Origin of the sequence: Enterococcus gallinarum NBRC 100675 (assembly GCF_001544275.1) — a bacterium.
Lineage (GTDB): Bacteria > Bacillota > Bacilli > Lactobacillales > Enterococcaceae > Enterococcus_D > Enterococcus_D gallinarum.
Genome location: NZ_BCQE01000019.1, coordinates 32,031 through 57,240 on the forward strand (window position 1 = coordinate 32,031; position 25,210 = coordinate 57,240).

At 40.6% G+C, this 25,210-nt stretch carries 23 protein-coding genes and 1 riboswitch; of the genes, 5 read left to right on the top strand and 18 right to left on the bottom strand.

Translation table 11 applies throughout. From position 1 onward, the window contains the following. Positions 1 to 137 precede the first annotated feature (137 nt). Positions 138 to 719 carry a hypothetical protein gene (locus EG2_RS11885; RefSeq protein WP_060814908.1) on the top strand — a complete coding sequence of 194 codons (582 nt, stop codon included), beginning with the start codon at positions 138 to 140 and terminating at the stop codon, positions 717 to 719. A gap of 563 nt (positions 720 to 1,282) precedes the next feature. Here EG2_RS11885 and EG2_RS11890 read toward each other — a convergent pair. The 3 genes from EG2_RS11890 to EG2_RS11900 form a co-directional block, all read right to left on the bottom strand. Further along, complete coding sequence (locus EG2_RS11890) at positions 1,283 to 2,509, bottom strand: L-lactate MFS transporter (RefSeq protein ID WP_060814909.1); 1,227 nt, start codon at positions 2,507 to 2,509, stop codon at positions 1,283 to 1,285. Positions 2,510 to 2,632: 123 nt separating this feature from the next. After that, a complete protein-coding gene (locus tag EG2_RS11895; protein WP_060814910.1) occupies positions 2,633 to 5,056 on the bottom strand; it encodes a flavocytochrome c in 2,424 nt (807 codons plus the stop codon). An 18-nt stretch (positions 5,057 to 5,074) separates the two neighbouring features. After that, positions 5,075 to 5,680 carry an NADPH-dependent FMN reductase gene (locus EG2_RS11900; protein ID WP_060814911.1) on the bottom strand — a complete coding sequence of 202 codons (606 nt, stop codon included), beginning with the start codon at positions 5,678 to 5,680 and terminating at the stop codon, positions 5,075 to 5,077. 299 nt (positions 5,681 to 5,979) lie between these two features. Between EG2_RS11900 and EG2_RS11905 the strand changes: the two genes are divergently transcribed. Beyond that, entirely contained in the window at positions 5,980 to 6,894 is a 915-nt protein-coding gene (locus EG2_RS11905) for a LysR family transcriptional regulator (protein ID WP_041120131.1), read from the top strand. Positions 6,895 to 7,141: 247 nt separating this feature from the next. Here EG2_RS11905 and EG2_RS11910 read toward each other — a convergent pair whose 3' ends face one another. From EG2_RS11910 to EG2_RS11965, 12 genes are all read right to left on the bottom strand, one after another. Further along, the gene (locus EG2_RS11910) at positions 7,142 to 8,092 is read right to left on the bottom strand and encodes an FAD:protein FMN transferase (RefSeq protein ID WP_060814912.1); all 951 of its coding nucleotides are present in this window, start codon (positions 8,090 to 8,092) and stop codon (positions 7,142 to 7,144) included. Positions 8,093 to 8,205: 113 nt separating this feature from the next. Then, positions 8,206 to 8,667 carry a 6,7-dimethyl-8-ribityllumazine synthase gene (ribH, locus tag EG2_RS11915; RefSeq protein ID WP_060814913.1) on the bottom strand — a complete coding sequence of 154 codons (462 nt, stop codon included), beginning with the start codon at positions 8,665 to 8,667 and terminating at the stop codon, positions 8,206 to 8,208. A gap of 19 nt (positions 8,668 to 8,686) precedes the next feature. After that, complete coding sequence (locus EG2_RS11920) at positions 8,687 to 9,865, bottom strand: bifunctional 3,4-dihydroxy-2-butanone-4-phosphate synthase/GTP cyclohydrolase II (RefSeq protein WP_060814914.1); 1,179 nt, start codon at positions 9,863 to 9,865, stop codon at positions 8,687 to 8,689. Beyond that, on the bottom strand, positions 9,858 to 10,478 hold the full coding sequence (locus tag EG2_RS11925) for a riboflavin synthase (RefSeq protein WP_060814915.1): 621 nt from the start codon (positions 10,476 to 10,478) through the stop codon (positions 9,858 to 9,860). The genes EG2_RS11920 and EG2_RS11925 overlap by 8 nt, the downstream gene beginning before the upstream one ends. Next, positions 10,426 to 11,526 carry a bifunctional diaminohydroxyphosphoribosylaminopyrimidine deaminase/5-amino-6-(5-phosphoribosylamino)uracil reductase RibD gene (gene ribD, locus EG2_RS11930; protein WP_060814916.1) on the bottom strand — a complete coding sequence of 367 codons (1,101 nt, stop codon included), beginning with the start codon at positions 11,524 to 11,526 and terminating at the stop codon, positions 10,426 to 10,428. Before ribD ends, EG2_RS11925 begins: the two co-directional genes overlap by 53 nt. A 121-nt stretch (positions 11,527 to 11,647) precedes the next feature. After that, positions 11,648 to 11,782, bottom strand: a riboswitch (FMN riboswitch). A 306-nt stretch (positions 11,783 to 12,088) separates the two neighbouring features. Beyond that, positions 12,089 to 12,949: a triphosphoribosyl-dephospho-CoA synthase MdcB gene (locus tag EG2_RS11935; RefSeq protein ID WP_060814917.1), complete on the bottom strand. Its 861-nt coding sequence runs from the start codon at positions 12,947 to 12,949 to the stop codon at positions 12,089 to 12,091. A 22-nt stretch (positions 12,950 to 12,971) separates the two neighbouring features. Then, the gene (locus EG2_RS11940) at positions 12,972 to 14,057 is read right to left on the bottom strand and encodes an acyltransferase family protein (RefSeq protein ID WP_060814918.1); all 1,086 of its coding nucleotides are present in this window, start codon (positions 14,055 to 14,057) and stop codon (positions 12,972 to 12,974) included. Positions 14,058 to 14,081: 24 nt separating this feature from the next. Next, positions 14,082 to 14,675, bottom strand: a complete 594-nt coding sequence (locus tag EG2_RS11945; RefSeq protein ID WP_060814919.1) for a malonate decarboxylase holo-ACP synthase — start codon at positions 14,673 to 14,675, stop codon at positions 14,082 to 14,084. 3 nt (positions 14,676 to 14,678) lie between these two features. Further along, positions 14,679 to 16,355: a biotin-independent malonate decarboxylase subunit beta gene (gene mdcD, locus EG2_RS11950; protein ID WP_060814920.1), complete on the bottom strand. Its 1,677-nt coding sequence runs from the start codon at positions 16,353 to 16,355 to the stop codon at positions 14,679 to 14,681. Continuing rightward, entirely contained in the window at positions 16,345 to 16,644 is a 300-nt protein-coding gene (locus EG2_RS11955) for a malonate decarboxylase subunit delta (RefSeq protein ID WP_060814921.1), read from the bottom strand. Before EG2_RS11955 ends, mdcD begins: the two co-directional genes overlap by 11 nt. A gap of 16 nt (positions 16,645 to 16,660) precedes the next feature. Then, complete coding sequence (gene mdcA / locus EG2_RS11960) at positions 16,661 to 18,307, bottom strand: malonate decarboxylase subunit alpha (RefSeq protein ID WP_060814922.1); 1,647 nt, start codon at positions 18,305 to 18,307, stop codon at positions 16,661 to 16,663. A gap of 5 nt (positions 18,308 to 18,312) precedes the next feature. Next, a complete protein-coding gene (locus tag EG2_RS11965; RefSeq protein ID WP_060814923.1) occupies positions 18,313 to 19,224 on the bottom strand; it encodes an ACP S-malonyltransferase in 912 nt (303 codons plus the stop codon). Positions 19,225 to 19,340: 116 nt separating this feature from the next. Between EG2_RS11965 and EG2_RS11970 the strand changes: the two genes are divergently transcribed. Continuing rightward, entirely contained in the window at positions 19,341 to 20,195 is an 855-nt protein-coding gene (locus EG2_RS11970) for a LysR family transcriptional regulator (protein WP_060814924.1), read from the top strand. A gap of 123 nt (positions 20,196 to 20,318) precedes the next feature. Here EG2_RS11970 and EG2_RS11975 read toward each other — a convergent pair whose 3' ends face one another. Then, positions 20,319 to 20,630, bottom strand: a complete 312-nt coding sequence (locus EG2_RS11975) for a hypothetical protein (RefSeq protein WP_060814925.1) — start codon at positions 20,628 to 20,630, stop codon at positions 20,319 to 20,321. A 236-nt stretch (positions 20,631 to 20,866) separates the two neighbouring features. On the opposite strand from EG2_RS11975, the gene EG2_RS11980 reads away from it, so the two are divergent. Beyond that, a complete protein-coding gene (locus tag EG2_RS11980; protein ID WP_060814926.1) occupies positions 20,867 to 21,406 on the top strand; it encodes a hypothetical protein in 540 nt (179 codons plus the stop codon). A gap of 106 nt (positions 21,407 to 21,512) precedes the next feature. Here EG2_RS11980 and EG2_RS11985 read toward each other — a convergent pair whose 3' ends face one another. Beyond that, entirely contained in the window at positions 21,513 to 22,640 is a 1,128-nt protein-coding gene (locus EG2_RS11985; RefSeq protein WP_060814927.1) for a hypothetical protein, read from the bottom strand. A gap of 227 nt (positions 22,641 to 22,867) precedes the next feature. Here EG2_RS11985 and EG2_RS11995 point away from each other — a divergent pair, with 227 nt between their 5' ends. Next, a complete protein-coding gene (locus EG2_RS11995; RefSeq protein ID WP_060814929.1) occupies positions 22,868 to 24,379 on the top strand; it encodes a helix-turn-helix domain-containing protein in 1,512 nt (503 codons plus the stop codon). A gap of 177 nt (positions 24,380 to 24,556) precedes the next feature. Here the strand turns inward: EG2_RS11995 and EG2_RS12000 are convergent, their stop codons facing one another. Continuing rightward, positions 24,557 to 24,913, bottom strand: coding sequence for an MmcQ/YjbR family DNA-binding protein (locus tag EG2_RS12000; RefSeq protein ID WP_060814930.1), 357 nt, complete (start codon positions 24,911 to 24,913; stop codon positions 24,557 to 24,559). Positions 24,914 to 25,210: the final 297 nt, after the last annotated feature.

Consider the following 25,210-nt stretch of genomic DNA (forward strand, 5'->3'; position numbering starts at 1 on the left):
AGTATAGCTGAATGCCCAAACGCAACAAAAAGATTCGCTCAGCAGGATTGGGATAAAAGTTGGACTTTCGCATCTAAATAGGATCCATTATTTCCTGTCATTCTGTTACAATAAGTCTAAAAGAATGAGGTGCTCCTATGCCATTACTGGTTTTGATTGGTGCTCAGGCTGTTGGAAAAATGACTGTCGGTCGCGAACTTGAAAAAAGAATTGATGGTAAATTACTATTTAATCATCAAACTATTGATTTATTTGCCAATTATCTTGGGTATACGCCTGCAGCATTTAAGTTGTCTGATTCCACCAGGATCGAACTTTTCAAAGCATTTGTTGCTGGTGAACACAATACAGTTAAGACAATCATATTTACTGTTTTAGTGGGATTTGATCAGAAAGAAGATATTGCTTTTTTACACAAAATTTCTGAGATCTTTCTACGCGCTGGACAACCGGTTTATTTTGTTGAACTTGTTGCGCAATTAGAGGAGCGCATCGCCCGTAACCGTCAGGAAGCACGTTTAAAAGCGAAGCCGTCAAAACGGGATCTTGCTTTTTCGCACCAAGAACTTCTTACTTTTAATGAAAAATACCGTTTGGAAAGCCATTCGACGGAATTGGCAGCCCTTTTTCCAAAAGTAAAAACGATGAAAATCGACAATACTGAGTTGTCACCCGAAATGGTCAGCCAGAAAATTATTGCGAACTTCCAACTTGAATGAAAGACAAGAAGGACACTAATCTTAGGAAAGCAGATTAGTGTCCTTCTTTATTCTTATTTTTAGTCAAACATCCGATGTCTCTGTGAAAAAACCATCAGCAAAAGAAAAGACTTCCCCAAGCTCTTCTATTACTGATAGTTATTAAAATTCACGTTGCCTTTTTATGATAAGCGACGTGTATTGACACTACCAAATCTATTTTTTCATTCCCTCATGAATGTTATGACTATCGTGTAGAAATGAATAATCAGTTGATTGGAGTTTCCTTCTATAAAACTATCTTTCTACCTACTATCCTATCACTTTGGGAAAAAATAGCATAATCACTTTTTGCACTGGAACATGAAAAAAAAGAAATTAAAGACTTTATCACTTATTTTATTCTCAGTACTTGAAAATCTACTCGATCTAACCGATCAATCGATCGTACTAACTCCTGTCACTGGTACAAGCATTTCTAAGTTCATTGACCATGGACAATCAGGTCAATCTGCATATATCTATATTAGTACTATTGATTATTTCTCCCTTATAGTCTTATAACCTTTTCAAGGCTGCGCTGCTTATTTGGCGATTGAAACGTTACGTGATTTTTTTAGTTGAACATAAGCAATATTCAAAATAAAGCCGACGACTGCCAAAGCGATCGCTGTATAGAATGCATTTGTAAAATCTCCATTGTTGCTAGCGGCCATTCCAGCTGCTACTCGTGGTCCAAAGAAAGCAGCAGTAGAATAACCAACAAAGACGATCCCATAGTTGACTCCTTGATTAGCTGGTCCGTAATTTTCCATTACGATCGATGGGAAAACGCCCATCACTCCGCCAAAGCAGAGTCCTAACCCAATGATTCCCGCTGCAAAGATCATCGCTGCACTTGAAAGTGTTAAAACGAGTAAAGATAACGCAACGACACCGTAAATGATCATCAATGTATTGGAACGCCCAATCTTATCAGAAACTGTTCCCCAAATCACTCGACCTAAGCAATTGCTTAAAGAATATAGACTAACATAAAAAGCGGCTGTTGTAGCTGTTAATCCGAACATTTCCTGCCCAATCACAGCAGCATTGGAAGCAATCATCAAACCAGAAAATGCACCAACACCGAGCATCAAAATAATCAAATAAAAAGCAGGTGTTTTCATCATCTCTTGCCAGGAATAATTTACTGCGGTTCCTTTAGCCGCAGAAGTTTGTGGGACCCATCCTGCTGGCCGATAATCTGCAGGGGCTTTTTTGATAAAGAAACTTGCCATAACAACGACGATCATATAAGCAATGCCGATAAAACGAAAAGCGGTCAACACATCTCTTGATTCAATAATTGCATTCGCGATCGGTGCGGCGATAATGGCTGCACCGCCCATACCTGCAGTGATCAATCCTGAAGCAAGTCCACGTTTGTCTGGGAATAAACGAATCGTATTACTTAAGCAAGCAGAATAAGCAAATCCTTGACCAAGACCTGAAAGCACACCATAAGTTAGATAGAGCATCCCAGGTGATTCCACAAATCCAGTTAAGAAGAAACCTAGCGCAAATAATAAACCACCAAAAGTAATCGTCCATTTTGCCAATCCACGGTCGGTCAAGAATCCTCCTAAAATCATTGTGATAGGTCCGACAGCAGCATTGATTGTAAATGCCAGCATGATTTCTTCCATTGTCCAATTTTTTAGTTGACTAAGCGGTCCGGCGAAAACGCTAAATGCATAAACGGCACCTGTACATAATAGAACAGCAGTTGAAGCAATCAAGACTAGCCATCGATTGAGTTTTGTTTCCATGTTTTAACCCCCAAAATAGTTTTATTTAAATGAATTGAATGAATACACCGCATGTTACCTATTTCACATAACGTATTAAAAGAAAATGTGCAGTGCGATTCTCTGCACATTTCTTTTAACCTATTAAAGATTTTCTGCAACTGCGGTCTTGCCAGCGATCCGTCCAAAGGTAAAGATATCAGTCAATGAGTTACCACCAAGGCGATTTCCTGCATGGATTCCTCCTGCTACTTCACCAGCTGCATATAGACCTTTGATCACTTGGTTTTCTTTTGATAACACATGGGTTTGTGTATCGATCTTTAATCCCCCCATGGTGTGATGTACTGCCGGTTTTCTTGGAGTTGCATAAAATGGAGCAGTCGTTACTTTAAGATCAAACACATCTTTGCCAAATTCAGGATCTTTTCCTGCATCGACATAGGCGTTGTAAGCAGTGATTGTTTCTTTCAAGATGGTTGGATCAACATTAATTTGTTCTGCTAATTCTTCAAGAGTATCGGCACGGAATAATGTCCCGTTAGCTACTTGTTTGTCGATTTTTTCTTGGGACGTATTGTAAGCTGTTTTCTTGATTTCTTCATCAGCAATTAAATAGAATAGGCCACCATTATCGATTGCAGCTTGTGTCAATACATCACGGCTTTCATATTCATTGACGAAACGTTTGCCTTCTTGATTGACCATCACAAAGTTTGCAGGAGGTACTTGCAGACCGCTGAATAATGCCCCCGTATTCGGATCAGATACCGGCATCATTTGTGAGAAGCCCATTCCAACTAGATCCGCACCGGCACTTTCCCCTAGTTTGATACCATCCCCTGTGATTGCCGGCGAATTGGAAGTTTTGATGTCATCTTCGATTTCAGTCCAATACGTGTTGTACTGCTTCAGCATTTGTGTATTTGCACCGAAACCACCAGAAGCTAAGATAACCGCTTTGGCATGGATCGTTACTTTTTGTCCATTGCGACCTTCACCAATGATCCCTACGACTTGGCCCTCTTCGATGATCAATTCTTTGACTGGTGTGTCGGTAAGAATTTTTCCACCATTTTCATTGACGAAATTGTGTAGAGCAGAAACAAAAGCGTACCCTTCATTTTTCAATGGTTTATGGCCTCGGCGCCATTTTGCTCCAACTGGCATATCGACATGTTTGTAATCAAATTCAACGCCGATTTCTTCTAGCCATTTCACAGACTCTAGTGCACGATCAGTTAGGATTTTTACTAAGTCATATTGACCGTAAATCACATTTCCTTCTAAGTCTGTCCGTTTGCCACCTAAATAAGTTTGGATACGATGCCAGATCGAAGAGTCAAACAAGAATTCTTTTTCTGGAGTCGTTGCTTGTAAATACGTTGTGATCTGTTCCTTCAGTAACCGAAAGTCAGCCAAATATTCTGCATCGATGGTTGCTTCATCTACGGCAATGATTTCTTCTAGCGCAGCCCGTTCACCTGGAAGCGCAGCAAATGTTTTTTGCCAATCAGGATCTGCGGCATTCATTGGTCCACCCGTGCGAACGGTATTCCCTCCGATGGCTGGGTATTTTTCAACTAAAATCACCTCTTTGCCTTCTTGGAGGATACTTGCTGCAGCACTCAATCCTGCGCCTCCACCACCGACGACGATGATATCCGTGGTGTATGTTTCATCTTCTGTTTTTAGTGCACTGGCAGCCTTAGGACGTTTTCTTAAAACATCTGGGTTAGCACCGGCCATTTTCACTGCTTTAGCGACTCCGTCAACCACACCATTACTCGTGACAGAAGCACCTGAAATAGCATCAACATTTAATGTTTGGCCTTCGATGATTTCTTGTGGAACTCGCGCAAAAACGACATCTGCGATTCCTTCCGATTCACCGGAAGTATCGATATTGATTGCTTCGATCCGTTCTTCACTTAATGTAACCACCATCGGTAAGTCACCATTGTGTCCTGGTGCCGTAACAGTATAATCCCCAGGCTGATAAACTACTTCTTCAGGAACATTCAGGATATTGGCCACTTCTGTAAAGCGAATGAATTTTCTAAAACAGCTTTCCAAAAAGTCAACAGTCCGTTGATCTTTCAGCTGCCCATTTTCATCAAATGCTTGATGCGCACGACCTAAAAGAAATTCATTACCAGGCATAACCGTTGCGTTGACACCAGGTGCATCAAGAATTTGACGCAAATGCAGTTGGGCCCGTGAAGAACCTTGGACATCATAAGAAGCGCCCACGATCATCACTGGTTTGCCATCAAACGGGTGTACATTGAAGGACAACCACTCTAAGACACTTTTTAGTGCGGATGGAATGGAATGATTGTGTTCTGGTGTAGCGATGATTACGCCATCGGCAGCCAAAATTTTTTGATTTAATGTTTGAATGACTTCACTATTGGTTTGATCCTCTGTTTCATTGAACATAGGAACTTGATCAATTTCTAAAATTTCGATTTCTGCTAAATCGGCAAATGCTTGTTGCATATACGTCACCAGTTGGCGATTAGTCGATTTCTTTGCATTTGTACCGATCATACCGACAAATTTCATGGACATTTCCTCTCTTTCTTATACCTGTTCCCAAGAAAATTTCTTTGAGCGTTCTTTGGCAGTCGAATATTCACTGACGAGACGATTCGTGATTTCCACGAATAATTTGAATTCATTGAAGCAGTCTTCTAATTCAGCGACTTTTTCCTCATCTTTTAAACATCCTTCTTCATCAAAGGCTTGCATCGAATGACCGAGTAAAAATTCGGCACTAGGCATGATTCGTGCTTTGACTTCCGGTGCATCAAGAATTTGGCGAAGATGTGCTTGCGCTCGGGAAGAACCTAAAGCACCAAGTGAGGCACCAGTGATCATCACTGGTTTGTCGATCAAAGGACGGGTCGTATAAGAAAGCCATTCAATCATGCTTTTTAGTACTGCTGGAATAGAATGATCGTATTCAGGTGTACTGATAATCACGCCATCAGCAGCCTCGATTTTTTCTGCTAATTCTCGAACTGCTTCAGGTGCTGTTCTGTCTTCTGGTTCATTAAATGCTGGCAGATCTTTGATTTCGCAAAGATCGATTTCTGCCTGATCTTTGAAATGGGTTTGGATAAATTGCAATAACTGGCGATTGGTCGAGCGCGCAGAGTTAGTGCCAACGATTCCGATCAGTTTCATACTCATCTCTCCTAAATGTGATAAATTTAACAATCGATTCGATTATAACTCACTTTTAAATCAATTGTTTCAAAGGTTAATCGTACAAATAGTCGTCTTAGAAAGATAAAAATGGTCAAACTCAGCTTAAATCTCTCTGATTTCATTCCGATAGAAGGATCTGAAGGACAATTTATTTGTTCCAATTAAGTACTTCTACAGTTTAGTCTGACCATTCACATTTGTGAAATATTTATTTAATTATATTCTGATAACTTTTTTGTTATAATGGACATATTTCTACGGAAGGAGCATCTTCTATGTCTCTTAAAGATTCCCATTTGATGCTGCAGTACATCGACACATTACTAAAGTACAATAACTATACCAAAGCAGCGAAAGACCTATTTATTTCTCAGCCTTATCTTACGCAAGCCATCAAAAAAGTCGAACAAGAGTTGGGAACGGCCATCATCATTCGACAGTCAGGTGTTTTGCATTTGACTGAAGCCGGTAAAATCTATTATCAATACCTCGAAACACTGGAAACTGCTTCTGCGAAATTTCGTCATCGGTTGCTGCGCTATACATCACCAGAAACCAAAACATTGCGATTGGGTATCTTGCCCAGTCTGGGCTCGTTTTTGCTCCCACTTTTTTTACCTGACTATCTGGCAGAACACCAGGATGTGACCGTTTTTTTGCGTGAAGATTTGCCGAAGCACAATGAGAAACGTTTATTAAGTAATCAGTTGGATTTTTTTGTTGGCCAGAACCCGGAGACTATTTCACCCAATTTGACGACTTACGCCACAAAGAGTGAAAACTATTTTGCGATCATCCCCCCTATTTCGCCTTTGTATCAAGCAAACAAAAAATTTCTCTCTCAAGACAGTGTTTCAATGAAAGAACTGTTACAGAGCCCGTTGATATTGACGACAAGCGGCTCCGCGATTCGTCGGCAAATCGATCAATTATTGAAAAAGTACAAAGTTGAACCAACCATTCTCGTAGAAAGCAGCAATATTTATACTGCAGCAGCGCTTGCTGAAAACAATCTCGGGTTGGCCATCGTTCCTGAAAGTGTCTTGCAAGCAGCGACAATGACGCCTTTCAACCTTTATCCGATACCTGAAGAAATGCTAACGTTGAATTACTTTATCGCACATCAGGCAGAGCGTCCGTTATCGATAGCTGATCAAAATTTGATTCGCTATTTTCTAGAAAAAGTATGATCGCTAAAACCGCCATCACGCCATCAAAAGTAAAAAAACATACTCCAAGAAGAAAGAGTCAGAAGTAATGGTACGTCAAACGAGCTAAACAGATTAAGCAGGCACGTTAAGATCGTGCAATTGCCAAGAAGCGCAGTCGTTCTGCTATCTTGTTTCACCAGTTTAAATACTTCATTTTACTTCATTCACAGACTCTGAAAGCTGCTTTGTCAGGGCAGTTTCGTCTCTATCTTTGAGTATGTTTCAATTAGGATTTTTGATTCGTTTCAGGTAACTCAATCAATGGTTGCAGCGTAGAGGGATAAAGCAATTGGCCTTGCCGGGTTACGATTAACCCAGTGATGCCATCGAGTTGGCTGAGTTGTTTCATGATTTCTTCAGGTTTTTTACCAAAGAGACGTGTGGTCCAAATTTCGCCATCCACTGAACGATCGGAAATAATCGTGATACTTGCTAATGCTGATTCTATCGGATAACCGGTTTTGCGATCGAAAATATGATGATAGGTCTTACCGTCGACGGTGTGGGAACGTTCATAGATCCCTGAGGTTACGATAGAACGATCGCGGATTTTTAAAGCTGCCACGAAATTTCCTCTTGGCAAAAAAGGATTCTGAATCCCGATACGCCATAAGTGATCCGCATGATTTGGTGTTTCTCCAAAGGTAACGACATTACCGCCCAGATCAATCAAAGCGGCATTGACACCAGATTGCTTAAAAAAATCTGCCAGCTGATCTGCGAAATAGCCTTTGGCCACAGCACCTAGGTCTATTGACATACCGGCAGCTAAGGCGACGGTCTGCTGTTGGTCATCTAATTCGATTTGTTGAGGATCGGTCACCTGTAGTAATTCCGTCACTTTTTCGGCAGTCGGCACTTTGGCATCTGAAAAACCAATACGCCACTCCTGAACCAGGGGTCCCATCGCGATGTTCAAGAAACTATCCTCTGGCAAGCTGTGCTCTTTTGCTAAGGCAATCAAAGCAAACAAGTCTTTGGCTACTTTGGTCGGCTGAATTCCTGCGTTTTGATTGACTTTCATCAGATCTGAAGCAGGATCATTGGCACTAAACCGTTTTTCAAACGCTCTGATTTGTTGGACTGCTGCTTCCAAAATTGGTGTAGGATCTTCATGTTGAATCCAAAGCTGAATGATCGTTCCCATCGCTTTAACTTGTCTTTTTTCTTCTTGCATCCGTTCGTTTCGCCCCTAGTTTTTTTGTTCATCATAGCAGTTTTTCAGAAAAAATTGAATGCCTCTAGTAAATAAATGCAACTATAAGAAAGTTGCAGACAGTCATTAAAACATTAAATCACCCGGTTCAATGAAATCATTTCGATCAATCCTTGCGCCGCTTCTGAACCTTTATTGCCCGCTTTAGTTCCGGCCCGTTCGATGGCTTGTTCGATAGTTTCTGTAGTTAGAACGCCAAACATAACTGGAATGTCTGTCGCTAATCCAACTTGGGCCACGCCTTTCGCGACTTCATTGCTGACAAGCTCATAATGGGTGGTTGCACCGCGGATAACGGCACCCAGTGTAATCAAGCCATCGTATTTGTTCCCATTAGCCAATTTTTTTGTTACATAGGGAATTTCAAAGGCACCAGGCACCCAGTAAACATCAATGTCTTCTTCTTTTACTCCATGCCGCATCAAATTATCTTGTGCGCCACTCAAAAGTTTCGCCGTAATAAACTCGTTAAAACGCGCAACCACGATCCCTACTTTCATTCCTTGTCCGTCAAATGTTCCTTCAAATTGTGTCATGTTGTGCTCTCCTTCTTTCTCAAAGTGATAATAAATGATGGAATTTTTCTTTTTTTGTTTGAAGATAACGATTATTTTCTGCAACTGGAGTTATTTCCAACGGAATTCTTTCAGCAACATGAATGTCATGAGCTTCTAACTCGGTGATTTTTTCTGGATTATTTGTCAGCAAGCGAATCGTATCGATGCCAAGAGACTTCAGAATAATCGCCGCAAAACCATAATCCCGTTCATCTGGACGAAAACCTAATTCAACATTGGCTTCATACGTATCCAAGCCTTTTTCCTGTAATTGATACGCCTGCAGTTTATGTTTCAAGCCGATTCCTCGGCCTTCCTGACGCAAATACAAGATGGCTCCGGTACCTTCTTTTTCGATTTGACGCATGGCTTCATGTAGTTGTTCCCCACAATCGCACCGCTGGGACCCAAAAATATCTCCGGTCAAGCATTCTGAGTGAAGACGAACCAATAATGGTTTTTCGGGATTAGTCAAATCCCCTTTTGCTAATACTAAGTGCTCAAGATGATGCTGATCTTCAAATAAGGTTAAATCGAAGGACCCAAATGCGGTTGGCAATTGAACGGTTAACTGCCTTGTTGCCAGATAAGACGCTAACTCTTCGATTGTGATCATCGGCAGCTGCCATTTTTCCGCGAGTTGAGCCAATTGTGGGCGGCGAGCCATCGTGCCATCCTCATTTAGAATCTCACAAATATAGGCCGCTTCACTTTGATTGGTCAATTTTGCTAAATCCAATGCAGCCTCGGTATGGCCCCTTCTTTCCAGTACCCCGCCTATTCTTCCGATCAACGGGAAAATATGACCTGGTTTTTGAAAGTCCTCTTCCTTAGTTTGAGGATCAGCCAATGCTCGGATCGTTCGCGCGCGTTCTTCAGCAGAAATGCCTGTTGTCGTTGAATGGTGATCGACACTTATAGTAAAGGCTGTTTTGAAAGTATCCGTATTTTGCGCGACCATTTCAGTTAGCTGCAAGCGGTCAGCTAGTTGGGCTGAGATAGGTGCGCAAATCAACCCTCGAGCAAATTTCGTCATAAAATTCACGGTTTCCATCGTAGCTAGATTAGCGATCCCAACAAGGTCTCCTTCCGCTTCCCGGTCGTCATCATCAGCAACAATGATTAATTGCCCATTTCTTAAATAGTCTAATGCTGTTTCGATTTTATTTTTACTCATAGGACAGTTCCTTTCTTCCGTCACGGATCAGTTGATTGGCTTTGACATATTTTCCTAATAGATCTGTTTCAACATTCACCGCTTCACCGCGGTTAAGTCGCCCCAGATTGGTTTGATTTTTGGAATGAGGAATCAGTCCAACGGAGAAATAGCGCAGTGTGGTCTCGATAATCGTCAAACTAACCCCATTCAATGCGATAGAGCCCTGTGGAATGATCTCATTTCTCAGTTCGTCGGGATAAGCAAATGTCAGAATCAGCGCATTCTCCAACACACGCTTTTCTAGAAATGTTGTCGTGGTATCTACATGGCCTGCCACCAAGTGCCCTTCCAAGCGGCCGTTGAAAGCTAGCGCTCGTTCCAAATTGACTTCGTCATTGATTTTTGCGGTCGCAAAGGTGGTTCGTTGATAAGTTTCCGGCATGATCTCGACAGTGAAATCTTGTTTGGCAGTCTTGATCGCTGTCAGACATACGCCATTGATCGCCATGCTATCGCCAATCCGATAATCCGTTAACAATGCTTCAGAAGCATGACAAGTCAATGCAATGGTGCGGCCACTAGGCACGATCCGTGTGATCTTGCCCTTTTCTTGAATGAGTCCGGTAAACATTTTCCTGCCTCCTTCCAACGATCCTTAACTCTTCTCCGACCGGTTCAACAGTGACTTCCGTTAGCGCAAACATCTGATTCACTTCACGAGAACTAGCAAAACTCGCTGTTCCATTGCCGCCGATAAGTTTTGGCGAGAGATAGGTAATGATTTGGTCCCAATAACCACTCGCCAAAAAGGCATCATGAATGCTGCTTCCGCCTTCAACGTAAACCGATTGAATCTTGCGTCGATACAATTCTTTCATGACAAACGAGAGAGTCAGTGAAGGCGTGGTAATGATTTTCAAGTGATTTGAGAAAACAGTTTGGATTTTTTTCGTAGTAAAGACCAGTACAGGACTACTGGTATCCTTAAAAAGAGTCAGTTGCTGTTTCAAGGTTTCTCCTTTACGATCCAGGACCACTCGATAAGGCGGAAAGGCAGCCTCTGTCCGCAAAGTAGGATTATCGATTAAGGCAGTGCGACTCCCTATCAAAATAGCCTGATAGTCTGAACGCTCCTGGCGAACCCGACGCAATGCAGCTTCACCGGTTATCCTTGTTCGCTGACCAGCCAAAGCGATTTTCCCATCAAGTGTGGTTGCTTGCTTTAAAGCCACAAAAGGACGTTGCTCTTCGTGATACGTATTATAGTGGCGATTGATTTCTCGTACCTCCTTTTCTAAAACGCCGGTGATCACTGCTATTCCTTGTGATTCTAAAAACGCTTTACCCTTGCCAGATACCAACGGATTGGGATCCAATTGACCAATCACCACTTTTTTGATGCCGCTTTGTAGAATGGCTGTTGTACAAGGTGGCTGTTTTCCGTAATGGTGACAAGGCTCAAGGGTCACATAAATGGTTGAATCAATTAGTTTTTCGGGGGAACTACATGAATCGATGGCGTTCTTTTCCGCATGTGGCTTTCCATAAGCCATGTGGCTGCCTACAGCAACTATTTCCTCATCTTTCACAATGACAGCACCGACTAAAGGGTTCGTAAAGGTTTGTCCTTTGCCTTTTAATGCTTCGGATATGGCGCGCTTCATATACGTTTCATGCATAAGCATTCCTCCTTTCTTTAAACAAAAAGACCCCGTGCATAAGTACACGAGGCCATGATTAGACAAACTCAAAGAAACGATGACAAAAAAGGATAGACTCCTCCCGTCAATATTCTTGTAAGTTTTTCTTCTCCCATCCAGACTTTAACTGTCGGTTCCAGAGTTTCACTGGATCAACCGCACGAATGCGGGTCACGGACTTCAAGCATTGCTTGTCACCGTCGGTCGGGAATTACACCCTGCCCCGAAGAAACATATTCAATTCACGATAGATACTACTATTTTTTAATTCAGGTGTCAAACCCCTCTTCTATCCCTTTTAAATAACGATTAAAGCAAACATTTAAGTGCAAAATTCGTCGTTATCTGGAAAGATTTTAAAAAGACTTTTGAAATTTAGCGTTCATCAAAAAGTAATTAAGAGTGGTTTTCCAGCTAAATAATTTTTCTTTTTTAATTAATTTTTTTGTTTAAATAACACAATTTTCGAACAAACAAAAAAAGACTTTTAAAGAGTTTAAGAACCAATCTCTTTAAAAGTCCTGCGAACGGAATAAGTTTGTTATTTTGCTGTAGCGAAATAAAGTTTCTGACTCGTTAAGTTTTCCAAAGAAAGCAGAAAGAAACTGGCAGCTAATAAATCAGCACTTCCGCCGGGCGAAACATTCTGCTGTTGACAATAGTTGTTCAATGCTTCAAAAGCGGCACTAGGAATGGGCTGTTTATTGGCTTGCTTTGCCAACTGTTGAACATGGTTCAGCACTTGTTGATCGCTGCGATACAAAATACACGTATCATCAAGTGTGGCCATGATCGCTAGGAGCATATGGAGTCTTTTTTCTGGTGAATCTTTTATTTGTCGTGACAAAAAATCAGATAATGCCACTTGAACATGAGGAAAACCTGCGGCTGCTTCCCCAAAAGCGCCCGTATAACCATATTTTTGTTTGACTTTGTTTCCGTGACTTCCAGTAGCCGCAACTTGTAGCCGACGATCTGGATAAGCGACCAGCTGTTGAATATCTGTAAAAATCTTTGGTAAGAACAACTGACGATCACAGCTGTATTGGCTACTGATCACACTGATAAACAATCCCATTGCCCAAATGGCCCCTTTATGGGTATTGACTCCACCAGTAGCTGCTAACATGGCTGTTTCAGCACGACGGCCAATCTCCGCAATCGCTTCTCTGACGGCTTGGCTCGGTCTTTTTTGCCAAGAAGCCAGCGCCATTTCTTCAAAAAATGGTGTCAGCGTTCGTGCCGATAAGACAAATAGTTCGTGATTCATATCGCTATGTGAACCAGTTGTTAAACGATCGACTAAGCCTGGCTTGGGTGAGAGTTCTACTTCATCGATCAGCGCTTTTTCAACTAATTTTGCCAGTTGATAACAAGTAGCGAAGGCAGATTGTTCTTCCATAAGATTCCCCTCTTTTTATGAATTATTTACTAAATGGTCCTTTGATCCCTGCCCAAATCACATGCAGAAGATAGCTTAACAAAAAGCTGCAGCTGGCAGTAGCTAAGTAGGCAACAAGAATCATGATTCCCATTGGCAATTGCAATAGTGTATCTTTGAAACAAACTAGAATAACTTGAAATACAAATACATTAGCTAAATAGGTACGGTACGCATAAACAGATAACCATTTGAATGCACGAAGTTGTGGTGCGTTGTTCTTGATCATAGTTGAGCCTAACATAAAGACGCCGAAGATCACCACTAAGCTATAAAGACTTTGTAATGTATTTAAATAAGGTGCATGAGCGAAAGAAAGATCTCCGCCGAAGTGTAATAAATGATCAGCTGAAAATAAAGCTAATACTAAGCCAACTGGCAATAGTGCATAGCGCACTTTATATAAAAAGCGGTAAATGGCTTCATGATACATCAATGCCGCTTCGCCATAAATACCATAAATCACAAAGCTAGCAACGAAACGATCCAATAAGTACCAGTTGTCATGATGAGGTCCGGCAAAAACTTGCGCATCATAGAATAAATACCAAGCTACATATAAAACTGTCGCAACGATTAGGACAGGCCAAACATTTTTCTTGTTTGAAAAGACTTTGTAGCCTAACCATACGAAAAACGGCATCAACAATTGAATTTGAAGCATCATCACGGTATACCATAGATGGGGTGCGCCGTCACCGGTAATATATTTCAATAAGAATGAAGCAGTATCTGTGTAGGGTTGACCTTGTTGAACGGCTGGAAAGAGCCATAAGTATGCAGTCGTCCACAACAGGTAAGGAACCACTAATTCAAAGAATTTTTCTTTCAGAAATTCCCAATAAGAAAGATGTTGGCTTGTTTTTACCATATTATAAACAATTGCAAAAATAAACATTGGTGCGGTGTATTTCACGATGACATAAAATATACCAATAAAGGCGGCGGTTTTTTCGTTTTGGACATTTGCTAAAGCAAAACTCAAAACAGTCTGCATCATAACGGCGGTCACAGCAAAGACTTTTAGGAAGTCGCTGATATTGATTTTGATTTCTTTATTCTCGAACATTGTTTTCGCTCACTTTTCTTATATTTACCAAATCTTGTTTGTGAGTTTTGGCCCCTCGTCTGTCTTAAGTAATAGTTTCTTTTGGGGATTCCTCAAATATTCTTTTAAGGAAAAACCGCCTTTTTTAGTTATTACTTGAATATCTAAATCATTGAAAAAATCTTTATTGTCCTGAATGAGTTGTAAAGGAAGTTGAGTGGCAGAATCAGCATAAAGCAAGAGATCCAAGTCACTGGTTACTTTGATCGCGGCTTGGTCTGAAGCCAACTCAAACCCCAAGCTGCCACCCACACCCCACTTACAATCACACAACAATCGTTGTGCCTCACGATATTGGCGAAAAACAGGATAATCTGAAATGTCGTTTTGGCGAAAACTTTCTTTGGCAATCAGCTGCCATGGATGAATGGTCGCCATCACATACTTAGAAAGTATCTCGGTGCCGAAGCGCTGTTCCCGTTTTGTTCCTCGAAAGCCGACAAGGAGATGTTGTGGGCTTTGAGGAATGCCTCTACGGACAGTCGCATACATTTTTTCTCCTTGGTGCAGCCAATCTGGTAAAACGAGATCAGCAAGCGCTTGGTTATCGATCAATACAATATCGTGGGCAAAGTTCATTGTTTAATCAGTCCATTCTTCATTCATACGGGCAAAGACTTTATTTGTTTCTAAACGACCGCCTTTAACAGCAATCTCGTTGGTGTATCGGTTGGTCAACATAGTGTCGTTTGCTTGGCGAACATCAAGAATCGCTGCATTGATGGCGTCGATCACTGCATTGACATGGTCAGCGCTGGTTTCTTGATCCGTAATTGATTCTAAGAAAGTGAAAATCGCACCAAGCTTCGTATAATTTTTGATGTCGTAGGCAATACTTGGTACTTTTACTGCTGCTGCTTCGATCGCTGCGATTGACCGTTTCGTCACACGGCTGGCGCTTTCTTTAGACATTGCTTGAACAGTGATATTGGTACTATTCAAAGCGATCAAGCGACTAGATTGTAAGCCATGGGCTAAGAACGCACCAGAGATCGCATTCCCAGCGATGAAGCCAATCACTGGATGTCCTGCTTGACGCAATTTTGCATAAGCTGCAGCACTATTTGCTAAGGCTACGTGGATTCCAATCAATTCTTCGTTATAACCGTAAGCTTGACTTGGTACGTCGATCACGACAACAACCGGACGTTTCACGGCTTTTTCTTTATCTTCTTGATAAACAGTTTCTAAGACATGAGCCATTTCGAAGCCTTCGATCAAGCCAACTTCCCCATTACGAACACGGTACATTGGGTTTTGTGCATTTGGTACAATGGCTGTGACCACCGCATCTTCGTTGAATAAGTTTGAAGCTGCAGCATAAACCGTGGCACTTGTAGAAGTTGGGTGTTTCAACCCTGTCAATGCCGCAAACCAGTCGTAACCAACACTTGTAGCAGCATCTTCTGTCCCTTCTGTTACGTTGATTTCCTTCACAGCTGCTGATTTGTGAGTGGCTAATGCTTGATTGTACGCGTCAATCGCCATTGGTTTGGATAAATCTAGTTTTGCCAACAATGAAAGATAAAAGTCGGCATTTTCGCTGCGATGGCTGTCTTTCTTTTCGTTGATTGCTGCAATCACAGCTGCTTTGATTGCCTCTACACTATCCGTTACTAATTCATCAACGATTTGCGCATTCAACCGTTGGCGGGCACCGATCGTGTTCCAAATCAAATCTTTATCACTGGAATCAAATTCACGAACGCCCGCTTCTTGTTCAATCACTTCTGGTCCATTTAAACCGATCCGGGCTTTTTTGGTAGCGATCAAATAGCTCATTAAGGCTGAAGTGATAGACATCCCACCAAATGAACCGACACGACCAGGAACTAAGCCGATGACTGGAACATATTTTTTCAAAGCGACAATCAAATTACCAATTTCGGAAATAGAGAGCAACCCGTAATTGGCTTCTTGCAAACGGACACCACCAGTATCCAATACGATGATTGGATAGATTTCGTGGCCGTTTTGGTTTTCTTCCAGTACATGGGTCAAAGCGGCAATGATTTTCGCACCGGAAACTTCACCGATACCGCCGCCTTGGAATTTACCTTCCATAGCAATAACGACTACTTCTTTGTCAGCAATTTTACCGCGGCTAACCACGATCCCGTCATCACTTTGTGGAACAATATCTTGTGCGACCAAATTAGGCGCGATCATTTGATCAAAGGGATCAATCAATTCACGACCATTATCAACTAACGCATTGACACGTTCGCGAGCATTTAATTCAACAAAACTATTTTTCATCTGAAAGTTCCTCCATTGCTTGTGTTAATCGAAGATAGACAACTCCAGGAGTAGCACCAAAGTCATTGATAACCATGTCTGCGGTGATTGGGTAACGTTCAAAGAAGCGTGTCAAAACATTTTGCCAAACATCGCCAAAGCCGTCACTTCCGGTACAAATCTTCACTGAAGTTTCTGCTTTATCTGTTGGGAAAAGTAAAATTTCTAAATCGCCTGAACCCACCACACCAACATGGATTTTTTCTTTGATGGGTTTGGTTGTTTTATAGGTATATGCTAATTGTTCCATTTTGTTCTTCTCTCCTTTATGACCAAGTTCTAAATTTCATAGGTGGTTGATACAAGCCATCAGACCATTCGATCAAATCATCCACTGTTTGCGCAGCTAGTAATGAACGTTTCGCATCGCTGCGTTTGATGCCAAGATCTTCTGGTAATTTTACAATGCCAGCAGCACGCAATTCATCCAATGATTCTTTGGTACTCGTCATACCTAATGGTGTTACACCGCCGATTGCTGCGATTGCTGCTTGTTTTTGTTCTTTAGAAGTGGCTTTATAAAGGTAAGCAATTCCTTCTTCTGTCACAATATGAGTTGTGTCATCACTGTAGATCATTACAGGGGCGTTGGCTAAACCAGCTTGTTTTTGAACGTCCAGTGCATCTAGTGTTTCAACAAAGACAGGTTTTTTGTTTGAGCTGTAAGTTTCAACCATTTGAACAACTAATTTTTGACCCTTGCCTAACGGATCCTTTTCGTCACGCAATGATTGCCATGCCGGTGTTGAGTGACGACGACCACCAGGGTTATGACCCATGTTTGGCGCACCGCCAAAACCAGATAAACGTCCTTTGGTTACGGTTGAAGAGTTTCCTTCATAATCCAATTGCAGAGTGGAACCAATGAACATATCAACCGCATATTGACCAGCTGTTTGTGACAAAGCACGGTTACTACGCATCGTACCATCTTTCCCAACAAAGAAAACATCTGGACGAGCAGCAATATATTTTTCCATCCCTACTTCGCCGCCAAAACTGTGAATGCTTTCGACCCAACCAGATTCAATAGCAGGAATCATTGTTGGATGTGGATTTAAGACCCAGTTTTTAGCAACTTTCCCTTTGATTCCTAAAGTTTCGCCATAGGTTGGTAAAAGTAGCTCGATAGCGGCAGTGTTGAACCCAATCCCATGATTCAATGATTGAACTTCATGTTCGGCATAAATTCCTTTTAATGCCATCATTGCCATCAAGATTTGTAATTCGGTGATGTTTTGAGGGTCCCGAGTAAATAATGCTTCTAATTGATAAGGTTGATCCGCCAAGACAACGATATCGATCCAGTCACTTGGAATGTCGACCCGTGGCAATTCGTCTACCACTTCATTGACTTGCACGATGACGATGCCATCTTTAAAAGCAGCAGCTTCAACGATAGTTGGTGTTTCTTCTGTATTGTAGCCTGTATAAAGATTCCCTTGTTTATCGGCTTTGTCTGCAGCGACAAGAACGACATTAGGAATCAAATCAACGAACAAACGTCCGTATAATTCTAAATAAGTATGAATATCGCCTAATTTCATCGTACCGTCTTCGATCATTTGAGCGACACGTGTGCTTTGCGCACCAGCGTATGAAAAATCGATTTTTGCTGCGATGCCTTTTTCAAAAATAGTTAAATGTTCTGGACGAGAAATACTCGACATAATCATATGCAATTGATTGACTTTATCTGTATTGACTTGTTCCAAACTTTTTGAAAGGAAGCTTGCTTGTTTTTGGTTATCTCCTTCTAGAACGACTTTGTCACCTGGTTGAATAACCGTTTCTAACACTTCGATAATGGCTTCAGTTGGTACATATTTTCCATCAAGCAAATGTTCGATTTTTTTCATTGTTTGGGCTTTTTGCTCGCGTTTGCTGGCCCAGTTTCTTGCTGGTTTTTCCATTGTGTTCATCTCCATTTTTGATATAGGAATATGGCATCATCAATACCGTGTTGGTCCAAGTTGATGGTTCGGATCACCTTGTTTTCACCAAATTTCGCATGAATCAGCTTTGTTAAGGTATTGCCGGGAGGAAATTCAAGAGCGATATCGGTTCCCATTTCTTTTATGACATCCATCATTTTGTTCCATTGCACTGGATGAGCAATATTTTGCAATAGATCTTTGCGGATCTCTGCTGGATCAGTTGTCAATCGTCCATCAATATTTTTGACATAAGGACAAACTGGCGAATTGATCGTGACAGTCTGCAAGAAAGGCTCAAACTTTTTGACGGTTTCGTCCATCAATTCACAATGAGATGGAACAGGAACTGCTAATAGCTTTGCGGTTTGTGCATGATACGTTTTCGCATGGTCTAATGCTTGCTGCAAACCCTGGATATGTCCGGATAAAGTGTGTTGCATTGGGCAATTTTCATTGGACAGATACACTGGGAATTCTGGATCAAAACTTTCTTTGACCACCTTCTCAGCTTCTGCTCTTGTCAATCCAACGATTACACCCATTGCATAATCAGCAGGATATGCTTCTTTCATCAGTGTCGCTCGATGATAGACCAGACTGGCAGAATTTTCAAAGCTCAGACATTCACTAGCCAATGCTGCGCAAAAAGCGCCGATTGAATGACCCGCGACTAAATCAGGATAAATGCCTGCTTTCTTGATCTGGTCGGTATAATAAGCAGCTTTGACAAGCATAGCTAATTGAATATAGACAGTGTCATTTTCAATGTTCGTTGCCTTTTTCAATTGAAAGCCAGTAGCTTCTTCCAAGCGGATGAAATAATCATCTGGTACATCATGCAACATGTCGCTTGTTTGACTGCCTTGACCTGGGAATAAGAAACCTGTACTCATGAAGAACCTCCTTAACAATTTCTCTTACACTGTTATTCTAGTCAAAGTTTGTTATAATAAAAAATACCAATTTGATGAGTATCCATAACAAAAAGGTATGGAATAAGGAGTGTCCTATGAACCTCGAACATTTGCGTTATTTCCAAAAAGTCGCAGAATCTAAAAACATTACTCAGTCTGCACAAGAACTATATATCTCACAGCCGGCATTGAGCCGGGCCATGAAACATTTAGAAAGTGAATTAGGCGTGCCATTGTTCTATCATACAGGCCGTCACATTGAACTGACGATGTATGCGGAAGAATTTTACCCTTATGTCACTAAAACACTGGAACAATATGACCAGGGGTTAGAAGCGATTCGATCTCTTAATGAAGAAATCATTCCTTCCATCACGATCTATTCTGAAGTTGCCTCGGTATCGATTCCCAATTTGGTCAAAACATTTGTTGAGAAGCACCCAGATATTCAACTTTCAATCAAACAACACGGAAAAGCTGAAAAGGAAAAAGGTCGCGTCTTTTACATTACTTCTGAACCGAAAACCGGAATGACGAATTTACCAATCTTTACCGAACCGATTTTGTTGGCGATTCCTAAAAATCACCCATTAGCGAAAAAAGCAGCGCTATTGACCGCTGATATCGTTGATTTGCCACTAATCATGCTCGTGTCGAATACACCATTACGACGTACCATCGATGAAGCATTTGAATCAAGAAAAATTGCTTTGAGTATTGGTGCCACCACGGATGATCCGGCAACATTACGTTCATTGATCAATCAGGGCTTAGGGATCACCTTCTTTCCTAAAGTGACCTGGGGCTACAAAGAAAGTGCTCCATTCGTACTGCGCACCTTGGATGATTTCCCGCTCTCTCGTACAATTTATCTGTCTTCCAGCTTTACCGAGGGCCATCCCATCGCAAAAATGATCGCGAAAACGTTGAAAGAGTTTTATCTCTCCTAAGATCGAAATAAAAAGACGAAGTGCTAATTGCCTCTTCGTCTGCCACCTAATTTAAATGAAAATCACACAAAAAAATCCACTTTATGCGAGTGGATTTTTTTTGATCTTTACTGTTTTGCTGGATCAGAAGTTGGAAAAGACCACATCATTGATGCCTAAGTAATTCAGGACATACAAAAACAGGACTGCTCCGTTGATGAATGTAGAGACCAAAATAATCCCATACCTAATAGAAACGACCCGGTAAAAAAGATGGGTCTGGATACGAGCAAACTTTTTCCCGCTATAGCTGAAAGCGATAATCAATAAAATGAGGGTAAAGAATGCTTGTAAGATCATTCCCAGCAAGTACAAGGATTGTGACGGTGCGGAATGCAATTGAAAAAAGTAGCTAGCACAAGTAATCAAATCAATTAAAATAGCGATGACTGGCATCGAGAATTCCTTCTTTCACTAATATGGTTTACACAATATAGCACGAAAAGTGCCAGTCTGTAACTATCATTTTTGTCATCTCCGATCAATCACTTCCCTTATCTTAAAATCATCAAGCATTTCATGATAAAAATTTGTAGCTGGAAGAAAATCGATTCTTTTTAAGTAATTTTTCTCGTTCTTTGTTACTATAATAGCAAACCACTTCTCTCAACTATTCTTAAAGGAGCGTTGCTATGACTTATGTGGAACAATTTACCTACGAAGAAATTGAACAAAAATTTGATACGACAAGTTTTGATCCCACCCCTTATATTAAAAGCACTTTGTTGGACCAGTCATTACGAGAAAAATTAATCGCAAATGTCCTTGAGGGAAAGAATCACATTAATTATTATTTCAATAGTTACTTGATTATTGAAAGAGCTTCTATTATTGAACCAACGCTTTTTTATCCTTTCTGGGAGGATTTTTGGCAACTGCATCATCATCAAAACTCCTATCATCGACGAATCGCCCATGACATGATAAGTAATTTAGTTGTATGTGATGTTGAGAATAAGTTTTTAGGTATCAAGGACGACTATCTAGGGATGATTGAAACAGAAAAAATCAGCAACTTATTGCGTATGCTTCAAAATGCGATTCGTGTGGATCAAATTACCCCACTTGAGGAATTGCCTGCCTTATTCTTGCATTTGGAAAAACAGTCGCGCCTGACAGAAAAACAGAAAGTAAGAATTGCCAAACTGTATCAAGAATATCAAACTGCTTAATAATAAAAGAAGCCGAACAACAATCGATGAATCAACATCGGTTGTTGTTCGGCTTCTTTCCCATTTACTAGCACTGATTGCGAGTACTTATTTCAAGTCTTTTAGGTTATTGGGGAACATTTTGGATAAATTCAGGCGCCCTGCTACCAGCAGAAAATTCGCGATAAGCGCCAAACCCATAAAAGGATTGCTGAAAATCAGAGGAATTTGTTTCGGCGATTCTCTTGCCGTTGATACCATCAAGCATTGCTCTTAATTCTTGCTTCCACATTTGAGTGGGCTGCATTTCTAAATTATTATTGAGCCATAATGCACTATTAACGGCTACGATAGACATCTTGGCAGCAACAGAACTAATTAAGGGACTGATACATGCACCTAACCCTGTTTGGCGAATGTGTATATCGTATGGTTGGTCGAATGTCAATTCTCCTCCATCTTCAATTTGAATTGCAGGTTGTTCTCCACTATGAGTCACATAAAGGTAAGAGATATCCCCTACAAATAAATGCCCTTCTTCAACAATCACCAATGGAGAGAGAAGCTTGGTTTCAATCTCAAGACTTCCATAAGGCATGATCAGCAGATTTGAAACTTCGATTCCTTCGTATTTACGCAACAAACATTCCCCACCGATGATGACATCCCCTTTCGTTTGAATAAAAGGAGCCGAATGCGAAGTCGTTGTCGAATCTCCTATGACCACATTTCCAAGGAATTCGATGATTGATTTTGGTTTTCCGACGATAAATGGCTCCTTGACAGTGTTTAAGCGCTTAAAAACGGGAGTCTCTGAGTAGGACCTCATGAGAAGCACCCCTTCTCTTTCGATCCGAATCGATTGTTCTTGATTAATGAAAATAGTGGCATCATTCATAAAATTTAAAAGAAGTGGGCGCGTGACGGGCTTCAAATTTTCTTTACGACAAGTAAATGAGGCGGTGATATTGACCCAAGATACTTGAGGATCATTAATAGCAATTGAGAATTGTTTCCAGGATGCAACCTCAGTCCCACGAGTATCCTCCGAAAAAGTTAAAAGATTTCTATGATCTAGATTCATTGGTTGTCTCAAAAAATCATGTTGAGGAGATATTGCTTGGTGATTCAAGGATTTGATAATCAGCTTTTCTTGGTTTTCTTTTGGATTCGGCCGTTCCTGGCAATACTTGTTTCTACTCTCACATTGAAATTTCTTATAAAATTCGGGGCGCATAAATGAGTTATCGTTCATATTCTCTACCTCCTCGATTGATCTAAATCTAAGTTTAAGTCAGTTTTTTCAAGAAAACAAATCAACTTTTTCTGAGGGATCGGAAAAATATCATTAATAATAAAACTTAGACCCACTCTTTTTTCGTCAAAATTATAAAAGAAAGCAACTAGATTAACTGATTTTGTGATAATATTAACAAAACAAAACAGATGTTTTACCATAGGTTCGATCAAATAGGAGGTCATATGAAAAAATTCCAACTTCATTTTATTACAAACAAAACTTTAGTCAGATGGCTAATCATCTTAAAAGAGTTCGAAAAGAAAACTCAGTGTAATTCCAACGCATTATCTGCAGTCACTAACAGTACGAGACGCACCGTAGGAAGTGACATACGTGGAATTCGTGAATTTTTTAAAGATTCGATCATTTTAAAAACGACTCCTCGCGGTTATGCATTTCGCATTTGCAATGATAAGGCCTATCTAGAATTGAAAACATCTCTTTTATCAAATGAACCGCTTTTTGTCTTACTTGAGAAATTATTTTACAATAAAGTCTATTCTTTGGATGAATGGGCGGATTACTTTCATCTTTCGAACCACACCTTGCAGAAATATTTGACCATCATTGAAGGGCAATTGACGCGTTTCGATCTAACGTTGACCTTCAATCCGATTGCGATAATAGGTAATGAAATCGACATCCGTACCTTTTTTTGTGCCTTCTTTTATGAATCTGACATTACCCCTCACACGATTTTCCCTACTGCCGCAATTCATCAAGCTGTCAATGAAATGGGCCAACTCCTAGGTAGAAAAGATACGGCCTCTTTTGCTCTTTCTTCATACTTGCTTTTTATTACTGTGGAGCGTTTTAAAAGTGGACGTCCAGTCCTGCTTTCTAAAGACACCCATCGTTTAGTAAAAAATAGCCAATCATTTCAACATTTTTTACAAATAAATGAGATCGTCAGTCACTACTTTGATTGCGAGCTTTCCAAAGATGAACTTCTGCATTTGTATCTATGTATGCTCACAAAGAGAAAGATAGCGAGCCCCCAAGAAGAACAAACTTTTTGTCAAACCTATAACCACTGGTCTGAGATCACAACACTATCAAAGGACTTCTATACATTTCTAGCATCAAAATTTCGTTTTGAGCAGAGAGCGATCGACTTGCTTTTCATTGAATCTTATTTCATTACGGCAAAACTGAAAGAATCTCTCTCCTCATCTATGCATCGTAACATTGAAGACATCAATCTTTTTGTCCAAGAGACCTTTCCAGAAGAATATCAATCTTATCTTGCTTTTTTGAGGTCTCATCCGGCATACAACGAACTTTATTCCGTCGGAAACTTAGCTGATTTCACTGTCAATCTTGTCATGCATATGGAAACAATCCGGGAATGCTGTTGGGGAACTCAAAAAAGAATTGCTTTTCTATTTGAAGGCAATCACAGTATTTGTCGTTTTGTTGAAGCATGGTCCCAAAAATACTTTGGACAGTTCCATCATCTATTTTACCCAGACGCTGGTGAAGTCAATCGAGCATATCTGGTAGAAAATAGGATTGATTTTTTAGTGACCAATTATGCAGAATATGTATCCGAATTCAGAGAAATCACAGACTGCCTTTTATTTCGAACGATTCCTTCGGCAGGAGACTGGAACCAATTGTTTGATAGAATCAACCCAAAGATCACCTATCAATACCACTTAAGTGACCGCAGCTCCAAGGAATCTGGTGGCTAATTATTTCAAATCATGCTCAGTTAAAAAAACTGCTTACGATTTTCTCGCAAGCAGTTTCTTTAATTTGCAACAACTATTGTCCATTCGGCTTCTGTTAACCTTTACTTTGACAACAGATCTACATTAAATAGCAATAAATTCAAAAGGGTCTAAAAAAATGAACAGAAGAGTTATCGTTTAGCTCGTTCGCAAATAACTGTTTTTGATCATTTGTTTGATCTGCTCTTCGCTGACTGTTCCGTCTAAAAGAATCGTGAGCCAATGGTTTTTGTTCATGTGGTAGCCAGGAAAATATCCCGGCGCATTGATTAAGATAGAGATCTCTTCAGGCTCTGCTTTCACATCAATGACAGTCACCTGTCCATCACCAGAAATACCTAATTTATTGCGATCGATGGTCATGATCAGTGCAAACCACTTGCCGGTTTTTGTATGGCGAAAGACTTCATATTCGGGGAATTTTTGGAAAGGATGGTCTTTTTGAACATTCTCCAATGTGCTGGCGTAATCCCTTATTTTTGTTTTAAGGTCCATTTTCTTCCTCCTTTTCAATCAAGGCTATCATACCATAAAGACTACAATAGCGAGAATAAGGTTATCTCCTCTCTTTTCTCGGTTGTCTGACAGCCAACGTAAGTGAACAGGAACAAAAAACTTTTAAAAAACTTATTTTATTTGCCACATTTTTTCACTTTCAAACGAACAAATTGACAAGAGTTCCTTCTCAAAAAAACTATAAAAAAATTGCACTGAAAATTTCTAAAAAAATTCAGCTGTTGCCTCTCCTACGTCTTGCTCTTAGCAAAAAAAGAAGACCCCAAAAACGGGGCC

Excerpts from the sequence above, each read along its gene's own strand:
- EG2_RS11925 (WP_060814915.1), bottom strand. The coding sequence starts at position 10,478 with ATGTTTACCGGACTCATTCAAGAAAAGGGCAAGATCACACGGATCGTG.
- EG2_RS11895 (WP_060814910.1), bottom strand. The coding sequence starts at position 5,056 with ATGAAATTTGTCGGTATGATCGGTACAAATGCAAAGAAATCGACTAAT.
- ribH (WP_060814913.1), bottom strand. The coding sequence starts at position 8,667 with ATGACACAATTTGAAGGAACATTTGACGGACAAGGAATGAAAGTAGGG.
- ribD (WP_060814916.1), bottom strand. The coding sequence starts at position 11,526 with ATGCATGAAACGTATATGAAGCGCGCCATATCCGAAGCATTAAAAGGC.
- EG2_RS11965 (WP_060814923.1), bottom strand. The coding sequence starts at position 19,224 with ATGAGTACAGGTTTCTTATTCCCAGGTCAAGGCAGTCAAACAAGCGAC.
- EG2_RS11940 (WP_060814918.1), bottom strand. The coding sequence starts at position 14,057 with ATGTTCGAGAATAAAGAAATCAAAATCAATATCAGCGACTTCCTAAAA.
- mdcD (WP_060814920.1), bottom strand. The coding sequence starts at position 16,355 with ATGAAAAATAGTTTTGTTGAATTAAATGCTCGCGAACGTGTCAATGCG.
- EG2_RS11980 (WP_060814926.1), top strand. The coding sequence starts at position 20,867 with ATGACTTATGTGGAACAATTTACCTACGAAGAAATTGAACAAAAATTT.
- EG2_RS11885 (WP_060814908.1), top strand. The coding sequence starts at position 138 with ATGCCATTACTGGTTTTGATTGGTGCTCAGGCTGTTGGAAAAATGACT.
- EG2_RS11975 (WP_060814925.1), bottom strand. The coding sequence starts at position 20,630 with ATGCCAGTCATCGCTATTTTAATTGATTTGATTACTTGTGCTAGCTAC.
- EG2_RS11900 (WP_060814911.1), bottom strand. The coding sequence starts at position 5,680 with ATGAAACTGATCGGAATCGTTGGCACTAACTCTGCGCGCTCGACCAAT.
- EG2_RS12000 (WP_060814930.1), bottom strand. The coding sequence starts at position 24,913 with ATGGACCTTAAAACAAAAATAAGGGATTACGCCAGCACATTGGAGAAT.
- EG2_RS11920 (WP_060814914.1), bottom strand. The coding sequence starts at position 9,865 with ATGAGTAAAAATAAAATCGAAACAGCATTAGACTATTTAAGAAATGGG.
- EG2_RS11935 (WP_060814917.1), bottom strand. The coding sequence starts at position 12,949 with ATGGAAGAACAATCTGCCTTCGCTACTTGTTATCAACTGGCAAAATTA.
- EG2_RS11905 (WP_041120131.1), top strand. The coding sequence starts at position 5,980 with ATGTCTCTTAAAGATTCCCATTTGATGCTGCAGTACATCGACACATTA.
- EG2_RS11970 (WP_060814924.1), top strand. The coding sequence starts at position 19,341 with ATGAACCTCGAACATTTGCGTTATTTCCAAAAAGTCGCAGAATCTAAA.
- mdcA (WP_060814922.1), bottom strand. The coding sequence starts at position 18,307 with ATGGAAAAACCAGCAAGAAACTGGGCCAGCAAACGCGAGCAAAAAGCC.
- EG2_RS11890 (WP_060814909.1), bottom strand. The coding sequence starts at position 2,509 with ATGGAAACAAAACTCAATCGATGGCTAGTCTTGATTGCTTCAACTGCT.
- EG2_RS11910 (WP_060814912.1), bottom strand. The coding sequence starts at position 8,092 with ATGCAAGAAGAAAAAAGACAAGTTAAAGCGATGGGAACGATCATTCAG.
- EG2_RS11945 (WP_060814919.1), bottom strand. The coding sequence starts at position 14,675 with ATGAACTTTGCCCACGATATTGTATTGATCGATAACCAAGCGCTTGCT.
- EG2_RS11955 (WP_060814921.1), bottom strand. The coding sequence starts at position 16,644 with ATGGAACAATTAGCATATACCTATAAAACAACCAAACCCATCAAAGAA.
- EG2_RS11985 (WP_060814927.1), bottom strand. The coding sequence starts at position 22,640 with ATGAACGATAACTCATTTATGCGCCCCGAATTTTATAAGAAATTTCAA.
- EG2_RS11995 (WP_060814929.1), top strand. The coding sequence starts at position 22,868 with ATGAAAAAATTCCAACTTCATTTTATTACAAACAAAACTTTAGTCAGA.